We start from the raw sequence: 19,317 nt of genomic DNA on the forward strand, positions 1-19,317 counted from the left end.
CAATAATTGGCCCGCCCCCGGCGCGCGTGCGGCCCTTTCCGCCCGCCGCGCCGGGCATCACTTTCAGGAAAAGAGAAGAACATGAAGATCCGCCTCGCTCTGGCCGCCTGCTGTGCGGTGATCGGCCTTGCCGGCTGCACCAACCTGCCCAAGCCGCAGAACTACTCCACCTCTCTGGGCGAAAACCAAAGCCGCCTCAAGCAGGATCCCGACTGGAGCGCCGGCATGGTCTGGGTGCGGCCCGGTCCGCCCATCGCCAGCCAGTATCAGAAAAAGCTCATCCTGGAACCGGTGCAATACATTCAAGGCGACCGGCCGGACGAACTGGACATGAAGGGCGATAGCGCCATGCGCGAGCGCGCGCTGGCCTACCTGAACGAGGCGCTCCGGCGCGAGTTCGAACAAGCCGGCTATCAACTGCTGACCCGGCCCACGCCGCACGCGCTGCGCCTGAGCGCCGCCATCACCGGCACGTTCCGCAACGAACGCGACCCCAGGATGATGGAATACATCCCCATCGGCTTCGTGATCGGCCAGACCGTCAAGGCGGCCGGCTACCGCGACCAGTCCGCGCGCCTGCTGCTCGAAGCCGCCTTGCGCGACGCCAATACCAACGAGTTGCTCATCACCTCGCTGGGCACCGTCACGGGCGGCAATCTGCCCGCGGACCGCAAGCCCACCGCGGACGACGTGCGCAGCGCCATCGACGACTGGGCGCTCCACGCACGCGAACAGTTCGACCGCATCTGGCTGGAAGACCGGCCGGAAGCCGGCTAGCGCCTGCGTCCATGCCAAGGGAGCGTCCTGTCAGAGTTGACAGGCCCTGATCCTGCAGGGCGGAACATAAGAGGCTGGAGCGGGTCGAACTCATCGTTTTTTCACCAGAAAATCACGATGTGATGAATATTGACGTCAACCCTCACTTACCCAGCGCCACGGCTAATGCTACTGTTCCGCCTGTGCAAGGAGTACATGCAATGGATCAGAAAACCAAGCCCTGGGCTTTTCCCAAGCCGCATCCGGAAAATACCCCGCGGGGCGAACGCAACAAACAGGAGTTCGACGCTCCCGCCCAAGACCCCAAACCCGCGGCCAAACCGCGCGCCAAGAAGGAGACGCCGGCCGCCAGCCGGGCTCGCACATGAGCCCGGCGCCGTGGGCGCGCGCCGCCACCGCGGCCGTACTGTCCGCGCTTTCCCTGGCCGCAGCCGCAACCGCCGATGTCCAGACGGGCGACCTGGTATTCCAGCAATCCCGCTCTGCGCAAAGCCTGGCCATCCAGCAGGCCACGCATTCGCCATACAGCCACATGGGCATGATCGTCATGCGCCAGGGCGCCCCCTATGTGCTGGAAGCCGCGGCCAGCGTCAGCTACACGCCGCTCGAACAATGGGCCGCGCAAGGCGAACGCGGCCACTACGTGATCAAGCGCCTGCGCGACGATGCGCGGCTCACGCCTGCCGCGCGGACGCAGCTGGCAAACGCCGGCGCCGCGTTCGTGGGCAAGCCTTACGACCTGGTGTTTGCCTGGTCGGACGACAGGATCTACTGCTCGGAATTGGTCTGGAAGGTTTACCAGCGCACGCTGGGCGTGGAAATCGGGGCGCTCGCGCCGCTCAAGCGCTTCGACCTTTCATCCCCGGCGGTGCGCGCCAAGATGCAGGAACGCTACGGACGGGACATCCCCTGGGATGAGCCCATCATTTCGCCTGCCGCCATGTTCGATTCCCCCCTGCTCCGGACGGTGGCCGAGCGCTAGCGGCGCAGGCGGAACGACTGCGCAAGCTGCGCTAGCATTCGGCATCGACAAGGCGCAGCCGCGCGGAGAACTGGCAATGGCCATGATCACGGATCCGCCGCTGCGAGGCAGCGGCAAGATTACCGGAGTTTTTTTCGACCCGACCGGCGAAATCGCCGCCGTGGCTTCCGAATTTCCCTTGCTGGCGAATCCGCGTGCGCGCGCCGCTTATGGCGGACAAGCCTTGCGATACCGCGTCGCCCTGTACCGCCGTGGCGGCCTCGCCCCTTTCGCCGCCCTCGACGATCTGCGCTTCCCCGTCAACGACGTGGCCTTCCATCCGGCCCAGAGCGTCGTTGCGATTGGCGCCGGCAGCTATGACGGCGGCTACCTGTTCGAAGGCGACCTGCTCGCCTGGGACTGGCATAGCGGCCTGCGGCAGCGATTCTTCAACCGCATCCCCGAAGTCGTGCGCTGCGCCTACAACGCCGCCGGCGACCAGATCGAAGCGTGGGTCCGGCCCTGGGACGAGGAGTGGGAGGGACTGCCCGAGGACGTACACGACGCCGCGTTCAACACCCTGTTTGCGGTGCGCATCCCCTACGACCAAGCGAGCTGGTCCTCGCCCTGCTCCAAGGATCTGGAACTCTCCCGCGATGGGGGCTCATCAGCGGACGAGCCGTCCGCCGACACGCCGGCGCCCCAGGCCCGCCTTGCGCAATGGCTCGGTCTGCCCGAGCTGGCGAACCGGGGCGCGATCCGCGATCTCGCCTGGCTGGACCACCAACGCATCGCCGTAGCGCACGACGGTTGCCTGCTCGAGATCCATGACACCGGCGGCGGCCCGATAGCAACATACACGGGCGCCGGATACGGAACCGAGATCATCCGGGCGGCGGGCATCCACGTGCACGTCGTGGAGCCTTCGAACCGGCCCGGCATGACGTGGCGCCAGGACTCCAGGCTTTACTCGCTGACGGACGAAGGACTGAACCTCGTCGCCGAGTACGACGGCGAATTCACATTCTCGGCATCAGCTCCCGCCATATTGCTGGGGCGCATGAACCGCGTCCCCGCGGCCAGGAACGCGCAGGATCGGTTGCGCGACCTGCATTCGGGCGCCGAACGGCGCGTGGACCTGGGACACTACGACTGCTTCAATCACTACATCCGCATCAGCGGCGCACCGTCGCTGTTCTGCGTGCAGGGCACACCCGCAAGCTCCCACGAGGCCAAGCGCCTGTGCATGGTCGCGCCCGATGGCCAGATCAAACCGCTTTGGCCCGTGCTCAAGGCCAACGGCAAGCCCGACAGCCACGCCATGGAGCTTTGCGGCTGCTATCTCGAGGATGCGCAAGGCGCCGGCCTGGTCGTCAGCGGCCGGCACTACTCTCCCGCCGTCCACGTCGCCTGCGCCGGCTTCATATACCGCAAGCCGCTGGAGCGCGACCGCGAACTCTGGCGCCATCCAACCACCGCGTCGGCCAGCGCGGTCATATTCCTGCCCCGCCCCGGACTGATCGCGGCCGCATTCCTGGACGGCGGCCTGTTGCTGCTGGACGCCGCGTCGGGCGCAGTCCGGCTGCGCGCCGCAATGCGGTTGGACGGTCTGCCTACGCTGGTCCACGCCATGGACGCGCAGGGCGAACAACTGGCCCTGGGAACAGCCGACGGCCGGATAGCAGTAACCACCATCGGCGAGCTGTTGGCCCAGGACGCGGCGTCGGGCTGGGTGGAAATCGGCTAGGCGTAATCCCCTAGGTCCGCCGCGCGAGACACCCGCTATCCTCGCGGACGTGTCTATGCGCAGCTACCCATGACCCCTCGTCTGGATCTATATACCCTGCAGGTGTTCCTGGCAGTGCTGGAAGAAGGCAGCATCGCCGCTGCCGCCACGCGCGAGCACATCGCGCCATCCGCGCTCTCCAAGCGCCTGTCCGAGCTCGAACGCGTCCTGGACGTGCCGCTGTTCCAGCGCCATGCGCGCGGCGTGGAGCCGACCAGCGCCGCGCATGCGCTGGCGCGGCGCGCACGCACCCTGCTGCATCAAACCCAGGATCTGGCCGCGGAGATCCGCGACTACTCCACCGGATTGCGCGGCCGCGTGCGCGTCGCGGCGAACCTGTCCTCCATCGCCCAGTTCCTGCCCATGGAATTGCGCCGCTTCCTGACGCAGCATCCCAATGTGCAGATCGATCTGGAGGAATCCGTCAGCGCCGGCGTCACGCGCGCCGTGATCGACAACGCTGCCGACATCGGCGTCTACACGCAGTCCGATGACGAGAACGGATTGGACATATTTCCCTACCATCGCGACGTCATGGCGCTGGTGGCGCCGGCGGGGCATCCCTTGTCGCGGCACCGGCAGGTATCGTTCGCCGATACGCTGGATTACGACCACGTGGGCATGCACCGGGGCAGCGCCGCAAACTATCTGTTCACGCGCGAGGCCGCCTCCATGAACCGCTCGCTTCGGCTGCGCTTCCAGGTCACATCCTATGACGCGCTGGTATCCATGGTGCGCGCGGACCTGGGGATAGGCATCGTGCCCACCAAGGCCCTGTCCGCGTACGTGTGTGACGAGCTTTGCATCATTCCGCTGACCGATGCCTGGGCGCGCCGCCAATTGAAATTGTGCGTGCGCAGCAACGAATCGCTGTCGGGAGCCGCCCGGCTGCTGCTGGATCACCTGATCGTCCAAGCCGCAACGCAGCAATAAGGCAACCAGGTCTGCCCGCGCGCGAAGCATCCGGCTCCAGCCATCGCATTTCGCGATACCCCGCCGAAGATTCACGATTTGTCCTGCCTGGGTCCCATCGCAGAAGATGGTGGCCGACAACCCATGTCCCGGACATCGCCGCGCAAGGCCCCTGCGGGCGCAGGATCCGGGCGCCAGGAGACCGAAGCCGTGAGCCTTCCAGACCGAGTCGAAATCGTGGAAGTCGGCCTGCGCGACGGACTGCAGATCGAGTCCGAATTCGTGCCCACCGACACCAAAATCCAGATCCTGAACGCGTTGATAGATGCAGGCGTGCGGCACTTCGAAGCCACGTCCTTCGTCTCGCCGCGCGCCGTGCCGCAGATGCGCGACGCCCAGGAAGTGCTGCAGGGCGTGCGCAAGCGCCCCGGCGTTGTGCTGGGCGCGCTGGCACCCAACCGCAAGGGCGTCGAACGCGCCCTGCAATCGCAGGCCGACGAGATCGTCGTGTTCCTGTCCGCCACCGAAAGCCACAACACCAAGAACCTGAACCGTCCCGTCGAACAGTCGCTGCGCGACATCGAGGACATCGCGCAACTGCTGAAGGGCCATCCGATCAAGCGCAAGGGCGCGATCGCCGTCGCCTTCGGTTGCCCCTTCGACGGCGACGTCGACCTGGGCCGCATCCGGACCATCTTCGACCATTTCGTCCGGCAGGGCTTCGACGCCGTGACGCTGGGAGACACCACCGGCATGGCTACGCCCAAACTGGTGCGCAGCACGGTGGAAGCGCTGCGCGCCGATCATCCCGACGTCAAGATCTCGCTGCACTTCCACAACACGCGCGGCATCGGTCTGGTGAATGTGGTGGAAGGCCTGCGCGCCGGCGTCACCTCTTACGAATCCTCGCTGGCGGGGCTGGGCGGCTGTCCGTTCGCACCCGGCGCCACCGGCAACATCTGCACTGAAGACCTGGTCTACCTGCTCGACGAGATGGGTGTGGACAGTGGCATCGACCTGGGCGCGCTGATCAAGGTGGCCCAGCGGCTGGAAGGCATCGTCGGCCGCGGCCTGCCCGGCCAGCTGATGAAGGCGGGGCCGCGCCTGCGTCTGCACGACTACAACGTCGCCGCCGGCGCGATCGGTTAAGGAGGCCGCATGGACAGAGAATCGAATCGCGACCCGCTGATCGGCCTCTCGGCCGTGCGCGAGACCGGCGTCAACCTGAACCGCCCCGAATGCGTGCTGAGCACTGCGGCGGGCGATCTCTACGTGTCGGACAAGGCCGGTGGCATACGTCACATCCTGCCCAACGGCAACGCCCGCCTGATCGGCGCCCAGCCTGGCCTGATCCCCAACGGCTTCGCGCTACTGCGCGACGGCTCGTTCGCCGTGGCGAACCTGGCCGACGACGGCGGCGTCTGGCGCGTGCAGCGCGACGGCGCCGCCGCGCCTCACATCATGGAGATCGACGGCGTGGGCCTGCCCAGCGTCAACTTCGTCTGGCTGGACGACCGTGAACGTCTGTGGATCTGCGTCAGCACCGTGCGCCGCGGCGACCACCAGTTCCGCCGCGACATCGCCGACGGCTTCATCGCCCTGCATGATGAACATGGCACGCGCATCGTCGCGCAGGACGTGCATTGGACCAACGAATGCCGTACCGATCCCGCGGGCACGCACCTGTACGTCAACGAAACCTTCGGCCGGCGCCTGCTGCGCTTTCGCATCGGCGCCAACGGCGACCTCAGCGAACGCACGGTCATCACGGAGTTCGGCAAGGGCACCTATCCCGACGGCATGGCGGTCGATGAAGAAGGCCACATCTGGGTGGTCAGCGTGGTCTCCAACCGGGTGATACGGGTCAGCCCCAAAGGGGAGCAGCAACTCGTGCTGGAAGACGGCGACGCCGCGCACATCGATCGGCTGGAGGCCGAGTACCTGGCCAACCGCCTGAGCCGCCCCATGGTCTACGACAACCACAGCAAGCGGCTGCAGAACATCACCAGCCTGGCGTTCGGCGGCCCCGACCGCAAGACCGCATACATGGGCTGTATCAATGGTTCAAGCCTGGCAGTGTTCGATTCGCCGGTAGCGGGCATCAAGCCCGTGCACTGGAACTGGTAGGCCGGATCCGCATTCCGGAGGAGACATCATGAACAAAAAACACTCGCCGTTCCTGGTCCGCGCCTCGGCATCCCTGCTGGCGCTGTCGGTAACCCTCGCCGGGGTGTTCGCGCCCATGGACGAGGCGCAGGCGCGGGAAATGAAGATCGCGACCATCGCCGCGTCCAACAGCCCCTGGGACCACGCCATGCGCGCCTTCGCCGAGGAAGCCGCCAAGCAATCCCAGAACGACCTGCAAGTGCACATCTACACAGACGGGCAATTGGGCGACATCAGCAAGATCCTGTCTTCCATGCAATTGGGCACCCTGGACATGGGCTACTTCGGCCTGGGCTCCGTCGTGTTCCTGCGCGGCGCCCAGCCGCTGAACATCCTGTACGCGCCCTATCTGTTCAAGAGCGGCGAACAGGCCGAGCGCATCATCAACAGCGACGAGTTCGCCCAGATCTTCGACGACGTGGCCAAGAAATCCGGGGTCCGGGTATTCGCGGCCTTCGGCATACGCTCGCCGCGCGCGCTGCAAACCGTGTCGCGCCCGATCAACAAGCCCGAGGACGTCAAGGGCCTGAAGCTGCGCGTTCCGTCCATTCCCATCCTGAAAACCACCTTCGAGAAGCTCGGCGCACAGGTCGTGCCGCTGGGCATGACCGAGATCTACACCGCGCTGGGCCGCGGCATGATAGACGGCCAGGACAACGGCTTCGACCTGTCGATTCCGCTGCGCTTCCATGAAGAAGCCAAGTACTGGGCGGCCACGGATCACGCCTACGAGTTGACCGGCTGGTTCATTTCCGAGCGCGTCTGGCAAAGCCTGGACGCCAAGCAGCGCCAGGCGCTGACCGAGGCGGCCAAGGCCGGCGGCAAGGTCGCCACCAAGCTCGACCAGGAACTGGACGACAACGCGGTCAAGATCCTGAAGCAAGCCGGTGTCACGTACACGCAGCCCGACAAGGCCGCGTTCAAGGCGGCCCTGGCCACCGTCTATCAGCAGTACGAAGGCAAGGATTGGCCGGCCGGTATGGTCGAGCGCATCCAGAAGATGCAGGAGTAGCAGATGGCCGCGCCCATGCCCGCGACGACGGTGCGCCCGGCGGCTCACGCCACATCCGGCTGGCGCGGCCTGGTCCTGCGAGCCGACCGCACCGTGTGCTGGATCGGCCGGCTCGCTGTCGCCCTCACCCTGGCCATGATCCTGGTGTTCTGCTTCGCCCAGGTACTGGACCGGTATCTGCTGAAAACGCAGTTCGACGCCTGGGACCAGGTAGCCCGCATAGGCATGCTGTGGTGTGCGTTCGTCGGCGCCGCCATGGCCCTGCGCGAACGCCGCAACGTGGTGATAGACATCATCGACCGCCATTTGCCGGAACGCTTGCGGCGCGCGCGCGACCGCCTGTTCGATGCCCTGCTGCTGGCACTGGCAGCGACCCTGTTCTACAAGGGCCTGGACGTGGTCGCCGTGGGGAACTTCCAGGACATCGTGGGAACGCCGTTCACCTACGCGGTCAGCTACGCCTCGCTGACCGTGGGCATGGTGTTCTTCATGCTGTTCCTGGCCTTGCGCCTGCTGATCCCCAACGCTCCCCCGCCGCATGACGCCTTCGCGCACGACGAGCTGGACACTCAGGGAACGCATCCATGATCCTCTTCTCCGTCGTGCTTTTCGTTGTGCTCATCCTGGTGGGGCTGGACATAGGCTTCGCCATGATCACCGCGGCCCTGATCGGCATGCTGTTCAAGGGCGGCGGCGGGGTCGATATCGCGCAGGCTCCGCTCTCGATGCTGGGCGGCATAGACGAGACCGCGCTGGTCGCGATTCCGCTGTTCATCCTGGCGGGCGAACTCATGAACCGCGGCGGCGTCACGCTGCGGCTCATCAACTGGTCCATGGCCATGGTCGGACACATGCGCGGCAGCCTGTCGCAAGTGTCCCTGACCACCAACCTGGTCATGGCCGGCATCAGCGGTTCCGCCGTGGCGGATGCAAGCGCCATCGGCACCGCGATGATCCCCTCGATGAAGCGGGAGGGCTACCGCCGCGGCTATCCCGAGGCCGTCATCGCCTGCGGCGCCATGCTGGGGCCCATCCTGCCGCCGTCGATCCCGATGATCGTGTACGCGGTGCTGGCAAACCTCTCCATCATCCGCCTGTTCCTGGCCGGCATCATTCCCGGCTTCATGCTGCTGGCAGGCTACATGGCGATTTGCGCCTGGCAGGCGCGGCGGCACGGCTACAAATCGCGTCCACGGGCCAGTTGGCCCGAACGGGCCAAGGTCACGCGCGCCTCCATCTGGGCGCTGATGATGCCGGTCCTGATCATCGCCGGCATACGCTTCGGCCTCCTGACCGACACCGAAGCGGCCGCGTTCGTTGCCATGTACGCCCTGCTCGTGGGCCTGGCCGTGTACCGGGAACTGAAGCCGGCCGAACTGGGGGCGGCGTTCTACTCGGCCGGACGCACCATGGCGGTGGTCCTGTTCCTGCTGGCCGCCGCAGGTCCGTTCAGCTGGCTGATCAGCGAGTCGCGCGTGGCGGCCACCATCGCCCAGGGCATACTGGGCATTTCCGACCAGCCCTGGGTCGTGCTGTTGACGGTGAACGTGTTCCTGATCCTGGTGGGCAAGATCCTGGAGCCGCTGCCGGCGATGATCATCACCTTGCCGGCGCTGCTGCCTATCGGAGTCCAGCTGGGCATGGACCCCATACAGTACGCCATGGTCCTGATCCTGAACCTGATGACGGGCATGCTGACCCCGCCTGTCGGCATCCTGCTGTTCGTCACATCCGCCGTGGGCCGCACTCCGATAGGCCCCATCGTGCGCGAGATCATTCCCTTCTTCATCTGGTCGCTGATCGTGCTTGCGCTGATCTGCGCCTTTCCTCCATTGACCTTATGGCTGCCGGGACTGGGCGGCTGACCGAAAACCAAAACCTGAGCAGATGCACACCATGCCACTTACCGGAATCCGCGTCCTGGACCTGACCCGCATCATCTCGGGACCGTACTGCACCTCCATCCTCGCCGACATGGGCGCAGAAGTGATCAAGATCGAAGCCCCCGGCGAAGGCGACCCTATCCGCCGCCAGGGCGTGGTCAAGGACGGCCTGAGCTGGTACTTCGCCAACTACAACCGCAACAAGCGCTCGGTGACGCTGGACCTGTACAGCGCCGAAGGCAAGGACATCCTGCGCCAGCTGATACCGCATTGCGACGTCGTGGTCGAGAACTACCGACCCGGCATCATGGACAAGATGGGCTTCGGCGACGAGGCCATGAAAGCCCTGCGACCGGACATCATCCATTGCAGCATCAACGGCTTCGGCACCTCCGGTCCCTATCGCGACCGACCCGCCTTCGACTTCATCGCCCAGGCCATGAGCGGCTTCATGAGCCTGAACGGCGGCGAGGACGATCCGCCCATGCGCGCCGGCCCGCCCATCAGCGACCTGGTCGCCGGCCTGAACGGCGCGCTGGGCGTGGTCGCCGCGCTGTTGCGCCGCGAACGCACCGGCCGCGGCGACTCCATCAGCGTCAGCCTGCTGTCCAGCATGATAGGACTGCTCAGCTTCCAGGCGTCGAACTACTTCGCCAGCGGCGAGCTGCCCCCGCGCACCGGCAATGACCACGGCATCGTCGCGCCCTACGGGCTGTTCGAGACCGCCGACGGCCAGGTCGCGATCGCTCCGTCCAACGACGCCATGTACGAGAAACTGCTGGACGCGCTGGAACTGCCCGAACTGCGCGCGCATCCGGATTTCCGGGCCAACGCCGACCGCATGCTGAACCGCGCCTCCATCAAGAGCGCCATCGAAGCACGCACCCGCCAAAGGGACAGCCACTATTGGATCGAACGCCTGAACCAGTATGGCGTGCCTTGCGGGCAAGTGTTGAACCTGCAGGAAGTCTTCGACGATCCGCAGGTGGCGGACCAGCAAATGGCCATCGACGTCCCGCATCCCGATGGCCAGCAAGTGCGCATGCTGGGCTTTCCCATCAAATTCGCCGAGGCCCCATGCCAGGCCCGCAGCGCCGCGCCCGCGCTAGGTGCGGACACCGACGCGGTCCTGGAGGAACTGGGCCTGTCCCGCGACCGGATCCGGGAACTTCGCGAGACTGGAGCCGTCTAGCGAGCATGACCTTATTTATGGCCGCCCGCGGCAACCGAACCCGCAGTACGCATCAGCAGCATCCGCAGTAACCGACGTCTGGCGATCACGACCGGACGCGCCCACCAAGGAATGGAGACCTCAACCATGCTACGTGCCCTTATGCTCTCGGCCTGCGCGCTCGCCGCCTGCGCCCCCGCCGCCGCACAGCAGTACCCGAACCAGCCCATACGGGTGATCGTGCCGTTCACCCCTGGCGGCGGCACCGACTTCCTGTCGCGCACCGTCGCCGCCAAACTGTCCGACTCGGTCAAATGGAACGTCGTCGCCGAGAACCGTCCCGGCGCCGGCGGCACCATAGGCATCACCACCGCCGCGCGCGCCAAGCCCGACGGCTACGAGATCGTCATGGGCCAGGTCGACAACCTGGCCGTGGCCCCCTCGCTCTACGCCAAGCTGGCCTATGACCCGGTCAAGGACTTCGAGCCCATCGGCATCGTCGGCGAAGCCCCGCTGGTGGTCGTGGCCGGCAAGAACGGTCCGTACAAATCCCTCAAGGACCTGATCGCTGCCGCCAAGAAGGCGCCGGGAACGATCAACTACGGCTCGCCGGGAGCGGGCACCATCACCCACCTGGCCGCCGAACTGCTGCAGCTCCAGGCAGGCATCAAGCTCGTCCACGTGCCCTACAAGGGATCGGGGCCGGCCATGGCCGACCTGCTCGGCGGCCAGGTGCCCGTCATCTTCACGTCCATCCCCTCGGCCGCACCGCAGATCAAGGCCGGCAGCGCCGTCCCGCTGGCCGTGACCTCGCTCAAGCGCAGCCCGGCCATGCCCGACGTACCCACCATCGCCGAATCCGGCTATCCCGATTTCGACGTGCGGGTCTGGTACGGACTGCTGGCCCCCGCGAACACCCCCAAGCCCATCATCCAGACGCTGAACACGGAACTCAACAAGATCCTCGCGCTGAAGGATGTACAGGATGCGCTGGCGGCGCAAGGCGCAACTGCCATGCCCACCACGCCCGCGCAGTTCTCGCAGACCATCGCGGCAGACTACAAGAAGTGGCGCGGCGTCATCCAGTCCGCCAATGTGAAGCTTGAATAAGGTCGAGTCCAGGCTTCGCGGCGACTGCCGATACATCAAACCGCGACTTCATTTCAACGCCCGCCCGGCCTTGAAAACAGCCTAGATCAAACGCATGCACCGCCTCATGCGTATGCACGACGCTCCCTGGGAAGCGCCGTGCATACGCTTGGATGATGGGCCCCAGCAGCATTGACAGCGATACGGCCAATCGAGACGATGACCTCGGCACCACAGGTTTCAACGTGGCGCAGTGAAGGAGGCTCATCATGTCAATCTCATGTAGACGACTGGAGGATGTGATTGCGGTCTCGGCAGCTGGAGACCAATACCGGATCGAGCGACATATCATTCAAGAACCCGCGACGGACGACAGTCCCGATCCACACATAGTGCTGCAATGCCGCCTGTCCACCGGCGGCACCGTGATCTGGGAGGGTAAAGACGTGTACCGGCTCAAATCAGGTGAAATCCTCCGGCCGGTGAATCGCAGGAAGAAGAAGAGTCCTTTTGAAGGGTAGGAATGAAAAGCCCGCGGCTTGCGCTTGCGGGCTTTTGCTTAAGGTGGCGGGGCCGAAGCCCCGCATCATCATTGCACTTCAGTCATCCTGAATTCGCGCTTTCCATTACTCAAGCGCGTGTGGTGATGACGAAAATGTTCCCTGCGGCCGGTGTACCGTAGTAGGTGGCACGCCACTGTCCCGCCCCGGTGATCTGTTCACCCCACATCGGTCCGAGCGTACCGTTGGTACTCACAATGTCGGCCTTAACCATGGCGGGTTGCTCCGCACTGTCGCAGATCTTGTTGACGGTGAAGGACGGACCCCCGGTGACGCCGGAGCCGGAGCAATTGATCGTCATCCGGACGGAGTGGCCATAGGAAACGATGTCAGTGGCGTTGGCCGAGCTCCCCCAACCAGACAGCGACACGGATACCACGTCATTAAAAATCCCCGGATTCGCCATGCGGACTGAGTAGTTCCGGCCAACAAGCACCGACCCGTACTCCAGCTTCAGGTCCGTACCCATCCAATGCGGACAGCGGCTGTCACCATCCGGGCCAACAACGTAATTTCCCTCCACAAGAACGCCGCTCACCTTGCCCAGATCCTGGCCGGACAGATAAATGGGGATACGATCGTACATGCTGTTCCCGCCGGCATCCCCGGCGTTGTAGATCATGTTGCCGCGCAAGACGGTGTCGTAGACCCCACCTGCCCCTACGTCCCAGCCCACCACCAAAGCATGCTTGCCCTGTCCCCTCAGGGTATTCCCCTCAATTTCGTTGCCAACCGTGCTTACGGCGTTGTCGCCCACCGTGCAACCAATGCCAAAAGTGGCGCCACCGACCAGAATATTGTCCGTAATCCGACAAAACTGACTCATCACGCCTATCCAGTCACCACACCCGATTGCGGCAAGCTCGTTCGTCAACGTCAGGGCGCTACCTTCCGGATTTATTGTCAACACCGTATCGCTGACCTTCGCCATGACGCGGAATTCCTTACCTCCGTCGATGACCAGCACTTCACCCGCCCGGACACTCGCGAAGTTTGGACCAGACACCCACGTCACGGTTGCGCCAACGAGATTCACGCGCAGCCGACCGCCGCGCCCGCCAATAATGGGCGAATAGAACGAATTACTCGCGATGATGCTGTAGTCGGCAGTACCGAGCAGAATGCCGCCGGCCCCGGGGCGAACGATACGGTTCTGAAGAATGAGGTGCCGGGACTCCTGGCCCACGGTTCCGTACACACCGATGGCGTGCATGAACGTGTCTTCGATGCGATTCCCGACGACGCTCATGCGCGCCCCATTGCACGCGATGCCGTATCCGCATGCACCAACGAGCACGTTGTCGTAGATCTTCGTGTCATTGGCCGCGCGCACGTGAACAAGAACGGCGTTGTAGTCCACGGAGTTGTTGTTGCGGTTGCCATTGATCGTGCACCTGCGCAGCCCCGCTCCATCCGCGGAACCAAATTCGATCAGGGTGAGCAGATTCAAGCCATCAGGTTGCGTGATGACGGTCTTGCCATCGCCAATCAACTCCACGCCGGCGCGCATGTAGATCGACGAATTGATTACGTAGGTTCCGCCCTGGCATTGGACTTGGCCGATCCCGCTACTGAAAGCCGCATCCAATGCCGCTTGAATGGCTGCGCCATCGATGGACGCCGTCAGTGACGTTACGAAAGGATAGTCGGCTTGAGCCGCGGGCAACGTGGCGTAGCGCTCAGCGAGCGTATGCAGAGAGCCATCCGCGATCGCTCCGAAATTCTTGACATCAATGGAGTGAGTCGCCATCGCTCCCAACGCGCCGATATCCGGCTCCGGAATAGGAGCAGCCGCGGAGTCGCTGGTAGAGCGTTCAATGGCTGACGAATGTTCGACTGAGTCTTTCAATTGCTGCAGGGAAAATTTGCTGATCTTCATTTGGATTTCTCACGGCAAGCTGCCGAAGCAGGTCTAGGGATATTTCCCGAAGTAAATGGGCCGGCAGGGACATCGCGGTGCCGCCTTCCCATCAGAAGGAACGCCATTCCATGGCGATGCTTGCGCCTCTGGTCTACATGGCTACCTCCCGTAGGGACGAAAAAAACCCGCCAAGGGCGGGCCAACTATTTCGGTATCGATTTAATCTGGTCTTGACCGCATCCATAATGCGGCCGGCAATCTCAGCCGGAATGCCCTCGTTCACCGATTCGCGCCGAGAAACGAAGCAAATAGCCGTCCGGATCCTGCACCAGGAACTCGCGCACGCCGATTTCAATGTCATTGCCGCGATACCACTGCGCCGTCGGGTCCCGGAACAACGGCCATTCAACGCTGGCAAGCGCGGCAAGAAATGGCTCCACGGCGGGTACATCGATCTCGAAACTGATCCCCCTTCCCAACGGCGCGGTCAACGGGCGACGCCTTCGGAAAAATGCCCAAGCCGCACTAGGTTTTTTCCCACGCCTGCACCACCGCGCGATGCCGTGCCGCGCACTCCCCATACTGAACAGCCAATGCCATATAGCTGCGCGCCAGATCGTCCCAGTTATCGCTGCTCACCTCGAGCACGGGCAGGCACGGCTGGGCCAGATTGGCTGGCAGAATTGGCCAGGCGGCCGGCTTCGTTGATGTGCCGCAGCCGCTCAGCGTCAATGCGGCAGCCAACAGGCAAAGGGCTCTGGATCTCGACACGGCTATATCTCTCGATGGTCTTGGGCGCGGTGTTGCGCAGCGCGGCGAGCGCGCCCTCCAGGGTGTCGGCGATCCCGCCCAGGCGTGTTGTCTGGCGCTTGAACTCGGCCAGTTCGGCCAGTGCGTGATCGGTGTTTGCCTGGTCGATGCCGGCCTGGTACTGGCTGGCGCCATACCAACGCACGCCCAGGAGGATGACGATTACCAGGGCCGCTCCGATCAGATATGGCGCGAAGGCGCGCAAGGAGGGATTCACGCGCTCCCCTTCCAGTCGCGGGGAATCTGGAAGTGCGGCCCGTCTTTGAGCGTTTTCCAGTCACCTCCCCATTCCATGGGAATTCCGAGTTCCGCCGCGCATGCTTTGATCACAACGGCCAAATCGGCAAAGGCCTGCCAGTTGCTCCAGGGAATCGCCCCGTCAATCAGAGGGGCCAGGTCGACGGCATGGCTTAGGCCATCCACCTGCGGCAAGTGGTAGCTGGCCATTGTCTGGCTGGCGCCCTTGGCGACGTTCTCGCGCTGTTGCGCAATGGTCCGCACACCTTCCACCACTGTGAAATCGACGGGTGTGCGCTGAATCGCCAGTTGGACGATCGCGACCAAGTCGGGATGCACGCCGACCAAGCGGCTCAGGCTGCGTGAAGATAGCTGAAACGTGTTCATTGGCGGGGCCTCCGAATATGCATGGCCGTCGCCGCGACGACATGGAAAGCCACCGACATGACCAGCACCACCCAAAGCGTCAAAGTGCTAGAGCCTTCCACGTCATGTCCCTTTTCCGCGCACGCGGTCAATAACGGCCTGCCATAGCGCACCTATGGGGGCCGCCTGCACCGCCTCCCAGCCGCGCGAGACGATAGCCATGCCAAACATGCCGGTCAGAAACCCGGCCAACCCCTCCGGGATGCCCAGCAGCAGCGACAGGTACGGCGATGCGTAGTAGGCGACCAATGAGCCACTAGCTGCCATGCTTAACCGCACCGGCCACGACCCTTGCAGGTAGCGCATCGACACCACCGCGCCCAGCACGCCAGCGAGCTTTGCCGCGAGGGCGTCGAAATCTTGGATGTTCAATCTCGTTCCTCGTAGGATTGGGTAAGCGTGAGGGATACCCCCTCTCCGCCCTCCCAAACCACCGTACATGCGGTTCCGCATATGGTGGTTCAGTTGCGCCCCACCTTCATGCAGTGACGCCTCACTTCATCCATTGGGGCCAGCTCATGGCGGCACTTGCACGCACAGGCGTGTGTCCATACCGGCCGCATCGAAAAAAGCCCGCAGAAGCGGGCTCGGGATCCTGTCGAAGTTGTGGGTCTACCGTCACACGGGGGGCTGCGGCCAATCAATGGACTGCGGGAATCCGGATTGCAACGGGACGTCACGGAGCGAGGCGCGGTAATCGAGCCAAGCATCGGGCACCGGGGCTGCGGAGTCATATGCGCGCAAGGTAACCCAATCAGACGCCGCCAATCGGGCGTCTCGGTCCAACCGTGCAGCTTGAGCAAGCTCAGCAATGGAGGGCTGAGGAAACGGCTGTTTCGAAACATCGCCAGTATTCTCGTCACGCGTCCAAACCCCGTCCGCCTCGCCAAGCGTCTGGAAAAATAATTCATCCGAGACGGGGACCGCCACTTCGGGGATGTTGTCGCCATGAATTTCGGAATCGTAACGGCCTGCGAGTCGTCCCGAATCATCGAACAGCATATATTTCATGGTCACACCCCTACCGCAATGAAAAAGCCCGTCAAGCCAGCCCCGCGCGAACCGGCCGCCCCCCATATGGAACTCCCGAAGCTCGCGGTACTGAGAGATCCGAAAGTGGCCGTCGCCATGTTTGAAGTAGTTCCGGGAGAAAGAATAAGCGTACGCACGGCGGTCGGAAACACGATCGGAAACGGGGTAGACACATCTCCGGTGGACGCGGTCGGCGTGGTGTTGCCCCACTGCACGATGATCCCACCAGGCAATTTCTGGTAGCCGGCGACGCCAGTGGATTGGTTCGCGCCCTTAAACGCATCCGCGAGTTTTTTAGGCGTCAATGCCGTGGTGTCGTCCGTCAACGCTTGCGCCTGAACGGTGGAAGAGATCCCCGCTGGTAGCGCAATCCAGTTTGCGCCACCCGAGTCCGGGTTGGTCGTGTTGTTGTCGACCAGACTCAACCATCCTCCGGCCCCGGACATCGCCGCCAGAACAGCGCCTTTCGGCGAACCGCCGACTGACGCGGAAAAAGTCGCGTCATAGGCATATCGTCCCCCGGCCTGATTCCAGCGAATGGCCGCGCTGAGAAAATTCAAGATGCCATTGAAGTCGGCGCCATGGGGCGGCACACCTCCTGCCGTCAAGGGGGTCATCGTCAACGGGGGGAACCCGTCGGTAAAGGATGCGATGCCCGGCGTGACGCCGATCTGCGATGCTATCGGAATGGTGTTTTTAGTTCCGCCTTCCGCAAACGGAATAGCGGACTTGCTGGGTGCATTGCTAGCTTGCATTGATAAGCCCCGAAGAAGTGAAAAATACGCCCGAGCCGAACGGCTGCATCAGCGCCTCGTGGAATCCGAACGTGGTGGAAAGATCGACCTGCAGAATGTTCGCCAGGACCGCCGCCGGCTTGGGTATCGCGCCGGACTGAGTCAGGATGGCGATCTCATGGGGTGCCAGCGCAAACTCGAACACATAGCGGAACTCCATCTTTCCGGTGTCCGAGACGTAGCAACGCCCGCGCCCCGCAAACAGTTTCGACAGCAGTCGGTTCAAACTGGGCGAAGTGCAATCCGAAATATTGGCCAGTGCCTTGACCAGGATCAGCGTGCGATACGCATCGTCGGCCAACCGATACGTCTGCGTCGCCTGCTCGCCCGTGTAAAACGGCGCCTGGTCGAAGGGCTGCCAGTTCAGCGCCTCGTCATACCCCAGGTAGGTGACGTCGCCCGGGATGGTCAGCATCCGGCCGACATCGACGATCCTGCCCCAGATTTCCAGCCCGAAGCCCTGCGCGGTCTCGACGTTCCAGACGAAGTCATGGAAGGCGTCGAAATCGGCGTCCGGGTTGATGTAGTCGTCCATGTCGTTGATCAACTGGACCAGCGTGGGACTGTTGGCGTACTGGCTGATGAGGGTGCGGGCCACCAGCCCCGACTTCGGCGCGACGCTCATATCAAGGTCACCGAGATATCATCCGCCGTCACCGTGGGCCGGCGGTTGATCGGAACGGCCAGGCTGGCGGCCGACGGCGTTGCCGCCCCCAGAAGCAAGGAAAGTATGGAGACCGCCGGGCTCAGCACCGAAATGGGCGCATAGAACCGGCTCGCATAAATGGTCGAACCGATACGCGCTCTCTGCCCGCCATCCCCGCCGTTGAAGGCGTCCGCGATCGCCTGCTTGGTCAAAGCCACAATGTCCGATGGCAGGGCCGGGTTGTCAGCCAGCTGCACCGCGAAACGCACGGGCAATGCCGCAGGCGTTTCCCATGTCACGACATACGACGGGTAGGGATAGGCGTACCCCTCCTTGTCCTCCATGGTGTAGGAGGTGTTGCCGTTGTAGTCGGAACCGTTGCTCTTCTTGCGCCAGATGGCATCGGCAATATCCGCTGCCTCCCCGCCCGTCACCGCCACCCAGATGGAATGCGGACGCAGGACGACGCCGCCTACCGTCTTCGGCACGGCGAGATCATTCTCTGTCACATAAACATCGATGACGCCCTCCACGTTCGCCACATTGGCGTAGATCGCGGGGATCGAGCCGCGCGCGTTCAGCGCCACCGACTGCCGCCGACGCGCCTCGAACTCCGCCCTGCTTTCCAAATGGCTGCCCACCGTTGCGGCGTCTGCGTTCGACACCGAGTCCCAACCGGGGATGGCCTGATAGATCTGGTTCAGTGCACCAGGCGCGCAATCCACCGGTCCATCGACCGAGCAGGCGAAGGGAAGAACGATGCGCCCGCTGGCAGGGATGGTTCCCGCCTGGGTGCACAGGTACAGATTGCCATCCACCGCCTGGGCGCGGGCGCCCACTGGGATGGTCACTCCCACCAGGCCTGTGCACGTGGCAATGACGGCGGTAGGCGTACCAGGCTTGCGGTCCAGGAAGTAGATCCGCCCGATGGCGTCCTGCATGCGCCCTTGCGCGAAGGCCGGGTCGACCTGGTTCACGTAGGCCGCGAATTCGTTGTTCTTGTCGCCGATGATGGCGGTGGTGCTGGAGGCCAACTGGCCCTGGGGCGTTTCCAGCGCGGGATTCAGCCCGCCGCCGAACGCGGCGTCCATGTCGGACAGGACGCCGGCCAGGATGTCGGATTCGTTGGGCAACACCAGCCCTTCCGGCGTGAACTGCACGCGCGGCACTTTCGAGTTGTTCGGCATGGTTTCC

At 63.9% G+C, this 19,317-nt stretch carries 23 protein-coding genes; 13 read left to right on the forward strand and 10 right to left on the reverse strand.

The window, feature by feature from the left end; translation table 11 throughout:
• Positions 1-81 precede the first annotated feature (81 nt).
• From AC3WOB_RS26185 to AC3WOB_RS26245, 13 genes are all read left to right on the forward strand, one after another.
• Complete coding sequence (locus AC3WOB_RS26185) at positions 82-777, forward strand: DUF3313 domain-containing protein (RefSeq protein WP_492276619.1); 696 nt, start codon at positions 82-84, stop codon at positions 775-777.
• A 200-nt stretch (positions 778-977) separates the two neighbouring features.
• A complete protein-coding gene (locus AC3WOB_RS26190; RefSeq protein ID WP_013395230.1) occupies positions 978-1,145 on the forward strand; it encodes a hypothetical protein in 168 nt (55 codons plus the stop codon).
• Positions 1,142-1,759, forward strand: a complete 618-nt coding sequence (locus AC3WOB_RS26195) for a YiiX family permuted papain-like enzyme (protein WP_492276620.1) — start codon at positions 1,142-1,144, stop codon at positions 1,757-1,759. The genes AC3WOB_RS26190 and AC3WOB_RS26195 overlap by 4 nt, the downstream gene beginning before the upstream one ends.
• 76 nt (positions 1,760-1,835) lie before the next feature.
• The gene (locus AC3WOB_RS26200) at positions 1,836-3,485 is read left to right on the forward strand and encodes a hypothetical protein (RefSeq protein ID WP_492276621.1); all 1,650 of its coding nucleotides are present in this window, start codon (positions 1,836-1,838) and stop codon (positions 3,483-3,485) included.
• A 69-nt stretch (positions 3,486-3,554) separates the two neighbouring features.
• Entirely contained in the window at positions 3,555-4,457 is a 903-nt protein-coding gene (locus AC3WOB_RS26205) for a LysR family transcriptional regulator (protein WP_492276622.1), read from the forward strand.
• Between the two features lie 189 nt (positions 4,458-4,646).
• Positions 4,647-5,585, forward strand: a complete 939-nt coding sequence (locus AC3WOB_RS26210) for a hydroxymethylglutaryl-CoA lyase (protein WP_492276623.1) — start codon at positions 4,647-4,649, stop codon at positions 5,583-5,585.
• Between the two features lie 9 nt (positions 5,586-5,594).
• Complete coding sequence (locus AC3WOB_RS26215) at positions 5,595-6,563, forward strand: SMP-30/gluconolactonase/LRE family protein (protein ID WP_492276624.1); 969 nt, start codon at positions 5,595-5,597, stop codon at positions 6,561-6,563.
• Between the two features lie 28 nt (positions 6,564-6,591).
• Entirely contained in the window at positions 6,592-7,614 is a 1,023-nt protein-coding gene (locus tag AC3WOB_RS26220; RefSeq protein ID WP_492276625.1) for a TRAP transporter substrate-binding protein, read from the forward strand.
• Positions 7,615-7,617: 3 nt separating this feature from the next.
• Positions 7,618-8,202 (forward strand): TRAP transporter small permease, encoded by a 585-nt coding sequence (locus AC3WOB_RS26225; protein ID WP_492276626.1) that lies wholly within the window; start codon positions 7,618-7,620, stop codon positions 8,200-8,202.
• Positions 8,199-9,479, forward strand: a complete 1,281-nt coding sequence (locus tag AC3WOB_RS26230; protein ID WP_492276627.1) for a TRAP transporter large permease — start codon at positions 8,199-8,201, stop codon at positions 9,477-9,479. Before AC3WOB_RS26225 ends, AC3WOB_RS26230 begins: the two co-directional genes overlap by 4 nt.
• Before the next feature lie 31 nt (positions 9,480-9,510).
• Positions 9,511-10,689 carry a CaiB/BaiF CoA transferase family protein gene (locus tag AC3WOB_RS26235; protein ID WP_492276628.1) on the forward strand — a complete coding sequence of 393 codons (1,179 nt, stop codon included), beginning with the start codon at positions 9,511-9,513 and terminating at the stop codon, positions 10,687-10,689.
• A 126-nt stretch (positions 10,690-10,815) separates the two neighbouring features.
• Positions 10,816-11,778 carry a Bug family tripartite tricarboxylate transporter substrate binding protein gene (locus tag AC3WOB_RS26240; protein ID WP_492276629.1) on the forward strand — a complete coding sequence of 321 codons (963 nt, stop codon included), beginning with the start codon at positions 10,816-10,818 and terminating at the stop codon, positions 11,776-11,778.
• 248 nt (positions 11,779-12,026) lie between these two features.
• Positions 12,027-12,278, forward strand: a complete 252-nt coding sequence (locus AC3WOB_RS26245; protein ID WP_492276630.1) for a hypothetical protein — start codon at positions 12,027-12,029, stop codon at positions 12,276-12,278.
• 109 nt (positions 12,279-12,387) lie between these two features.
• Here the strand turns inward: AC3WOB_RS26245 and AC3WOB_RS26250 are convergent, their stop codons facing one another.
• From AC3WOB_RS26250 to AC3WOB_RS26295, 10 genes are all read right to left on the reverse strand, one after another.
• On the reverse strand, positions 12,388-14,196 hold the full coding sequence (locus AC3WOB_RS26250) for a right-handed parallel beta-helix repeat-containing protein (RefSeq protein WP_492276631.1): 1,809 nt from the start codon (positions 14,194-14,196) through the stop codon (positions 12,388-12,390).
• Between the two features lie 242 nt (positions 14,197-14,438).
• The gene (locus AC3WOB_RS26255) at positions 14,439-14,669 is read right to left on the reverse strand and encodes a VOC family protein (protein ID WP_492276632.1); all 231 of its coding nucleotides are present in this window, start codon (positions 14,667-14,669) and stop codon (positions 14,439-14,441) included.
• Between the two features lie 34 nt (positions 14,670-14,703).
• Entirely contained in the window at positions 14,704-14,862 is a 159-nt protein-coding gene (locus AC3WOB_RS26260) for a hypothetical protein (RefSeq protein WP_492276713.1), read from the reverse strand.
• Positions 14,804-15,205, reverse strand: a complete 402-nt coding sequence (locus tag AC3WOB_RS26265) for a hypothetical protein (RefSeq protein ID WP_492276633.1) — start codon at positions 15,203-15,205, stop codon at positions 14,804-14,806. The genes AC3WOB_RS26260 and AC3WOB_RS26265 overlap by 59 nt, the downstream gene beginning before the upstream one ends.
• The gene (locus tag AC3WOB_RS26270) at positions 15,202-15,612 is read right to left on the reverse strand and encodes a M15 family metallopeptidase (protein WP_492276634.1); all 411 of its coding nucleotides are present in this window, start codon (positions 15,610-15,612) and stop codon (positions 15,202-15,204) included. Before AC3WOB_RS26270 ends, AC3WOB_RS26265 begins: the two co-directional genes overlap by 4 nt.
• Positions 15,613-15,714: 102 nt before the next feature.
• On the reverse strand, positions 15,715-16,023 hold the full coding sequence (locus tag AC3WOB_RS26275; RefSeq protein WP_492276635.1) for a hypothetical protein: 309 nt from the start codon (positions 16,021-16,023) through the stop codon (positions 15,715-15,717).
• A 246-nt stretch (positions 16,024-16,269) separates the two neighbouring features.
• Positions 16,270-16,662, reverse strand: coding sequence for a tail fiber assembly protein (locus AC3WOB_RS26280; RefSeq protein ID WP_492276636.1), 393 nt, complete (start codon positions 16,660-16,662; stop codon positions 16,270-16,272).
• 2 nt (positions 16,663-16,664) lie between these two features.
• Positions 16,665-17,438 (reverse strand): gp53-like domain-containing protein, encoded by a 774-nt coding sequence (locus tag AC3WOB_RS26285; RefSeq protein ID WP_492276637.1) that lies wholly within the window; start codon positions 17,436-17,438, stop codon positions 16,665-16,667.
• Positions 17,428-18,102 (reverse strand): DUF2612 domain-containing protein, encoded by a 675-nt coding sequence (locus tag AC3WOB_RS26290; protein WP_492276638.1) that lies wholly within the window; start codon positions 18,100-18,102, stop codon positions 17,428-17,430. Before AC3WOB_RS26290 ends, AC3WOB_RS26285 begins: the two co-directional genes overlap by 11 nt.
• Positions 18,099-19,310 (reverse strand): baseplate J/gp47 family protein, encoded by a 1,212-nt coding sequence (locus AC3WOB_RS26295; RefSeq protein WP_492276639.1) that lies wholly within the window; start codon positions 19,308-19,310, stop codon positions 18,099-18,101. The genes AC3WOB_RS26290 and AC3WOB_RS26295 overlap by 4 nt, the downstream gene beginning before the upstream one ends.
• Between the last annotated feature and the right edge of the window lie 7 nt (positions 19,311-19,317).

It is taken from the genome of Achromobacter sp. FW305-C-30-7 (genome assembly GCF_058783105.1).

What these genes read in the sequence shown, in the direction of transcription:
- AC3WOB_RS26185 (WP_492276619.1), top strand. Translation starts at nt 82, where the DNA reads ATGAAGATCCGCCTCGCTCTGGCCGCCTGCTGTGCGGTGATCGGCCTT.
- AC3WOB_RS26190 (WP_013395230.1), top strand. Translation starts at nt 978, where the DNA reads ATGGATCAGAAAACCAAGCCCTGGGCTTTTCCCAAGCCGCATCCGGAA.
- AC3WOB_RS26195 (WP_492276620.1), top strand. Translation starts at nt 1,142, where the DNA reads ATGAGCCCGGCGCCGTGGGCGCGCGCCGCCACCGCGGCCGTACTGTCC.
- AC3WOB_RS26200 (WP_492276621.1), top strand. Translation starts at nt 1,836, where the DNA reads ATGGCCATGATCACGGATCCGCCGCTGCGAGGCAGCGGCAAGATTACC.
- AC3WOB_RS26205 (WP_492276622.1), top strand. Translation starts at nt 3,555, where the DNA reads ATGACCCCTCGTCTGGATCTATATACCCTGCAGGTGTTCCTGGCAGTG.
- AC3WOB_RS26215 (WP_492276624.1), top strand. Translation starts at nt 5,595, where the DNA reads ATGGACAGAGAATCGAATCGCGACCCGCTGATCGGCCTCTCGGCCGTG.
- AC3WOB_RS26220 (WP_492276625.1), top strand. Translation starts at nt 6,592, where the DNA reads ATGAACAAAAAACACTCGCCGTTCCTGGTCCGCGCCTCGGCATCCCTG.
- AC3WOB_RS26225 (WP_492276626.1), top strand. Translation starts at nt 7,618, where the DNA reads ATGGCCGCGCCCATGCCCGCGACGACGGTGCGCCCGGCGGCTCACGCC.
- AC3WOB_RS26230 (WP_492276627.1), top strand. Translation starts at nt 8,199, where the DNA reads ATGATCCTCTTCTCCGTCGTGCTTTTCGTTGTGCTCATCCTGGTGGGG.
- AC3WOB_RS26235 (WP_492276628.1), top strand. Translation starts at nt 9,511, where the DNA reads ATGCCACTTACCGGAATCCGCGTCCTGGACCTGACCCGCATCATCTCG.
- AC3WOB_RS26240 (WP_492276629.1), top strand. Translation starts at nt 10,816, where the DNA reads ATGCTACGTGCCCTTATGCTCTCGGCCTGCGCGCTCGCCGCCTGCGCC.
- AC3WOB_RS26245 (WP_492276630.1), top strand. Translation starts at nt 12,027, where the DNA reads ATGTCAATCTCATGTAGACGACTGGAGGATGTGATTGCGGTCTCGGCA.
- AC3WOB_RS26250 (WP_492276631.1), bottom strand. Translation starts at nt 14,196, where the DNA reads ATGAAGATCAGCAAATTTTCCCTGCAGCAATTGAAAGACTCAGTCGAA.
- AC3WOB_RS26270 (WP_492276634.1), bottom strand. Translation starts at nt 15,612, where the DNA reads ATGAACACGTTTCAGCTATCTTCACGCAGCCTGAGCCGCTTGGTCGGC.
- AC3WOB_RS26280 (WP_492276636.1), bottom strand. Translation starts at nt 16,662, where the DNA reads ATGAAATATATGCTGTTCGATGATTCGGGACGACTCGCAGGCCGTTAC.
- AC3WOB_RS26285 (WP_492276637.1), bottom strand. Translation starts at nt 17,438, where the DNA reads ATGCAAGCTAGCAATGCACCCAGCAAGTCCGCTATTCCGTTTGCGGAA.
- AC3WOB_RS26290 (WP_492276638.1), bottom strand. Translation starts at nt 18,102, where the DNA reads ATGAGCGTCGCGCCGAAGTCGGGGCTGGTGGCCCGCACCCTCATCAGC.
- AC3WOB_RS26295 (WP_492276639.1), bottom strand. Translation starts at nt 19,310, where the DNA reads ATGCCGAACAACTCGAAAGTGCCGCGCGTGCAGTTCACGCCGGAAGGG.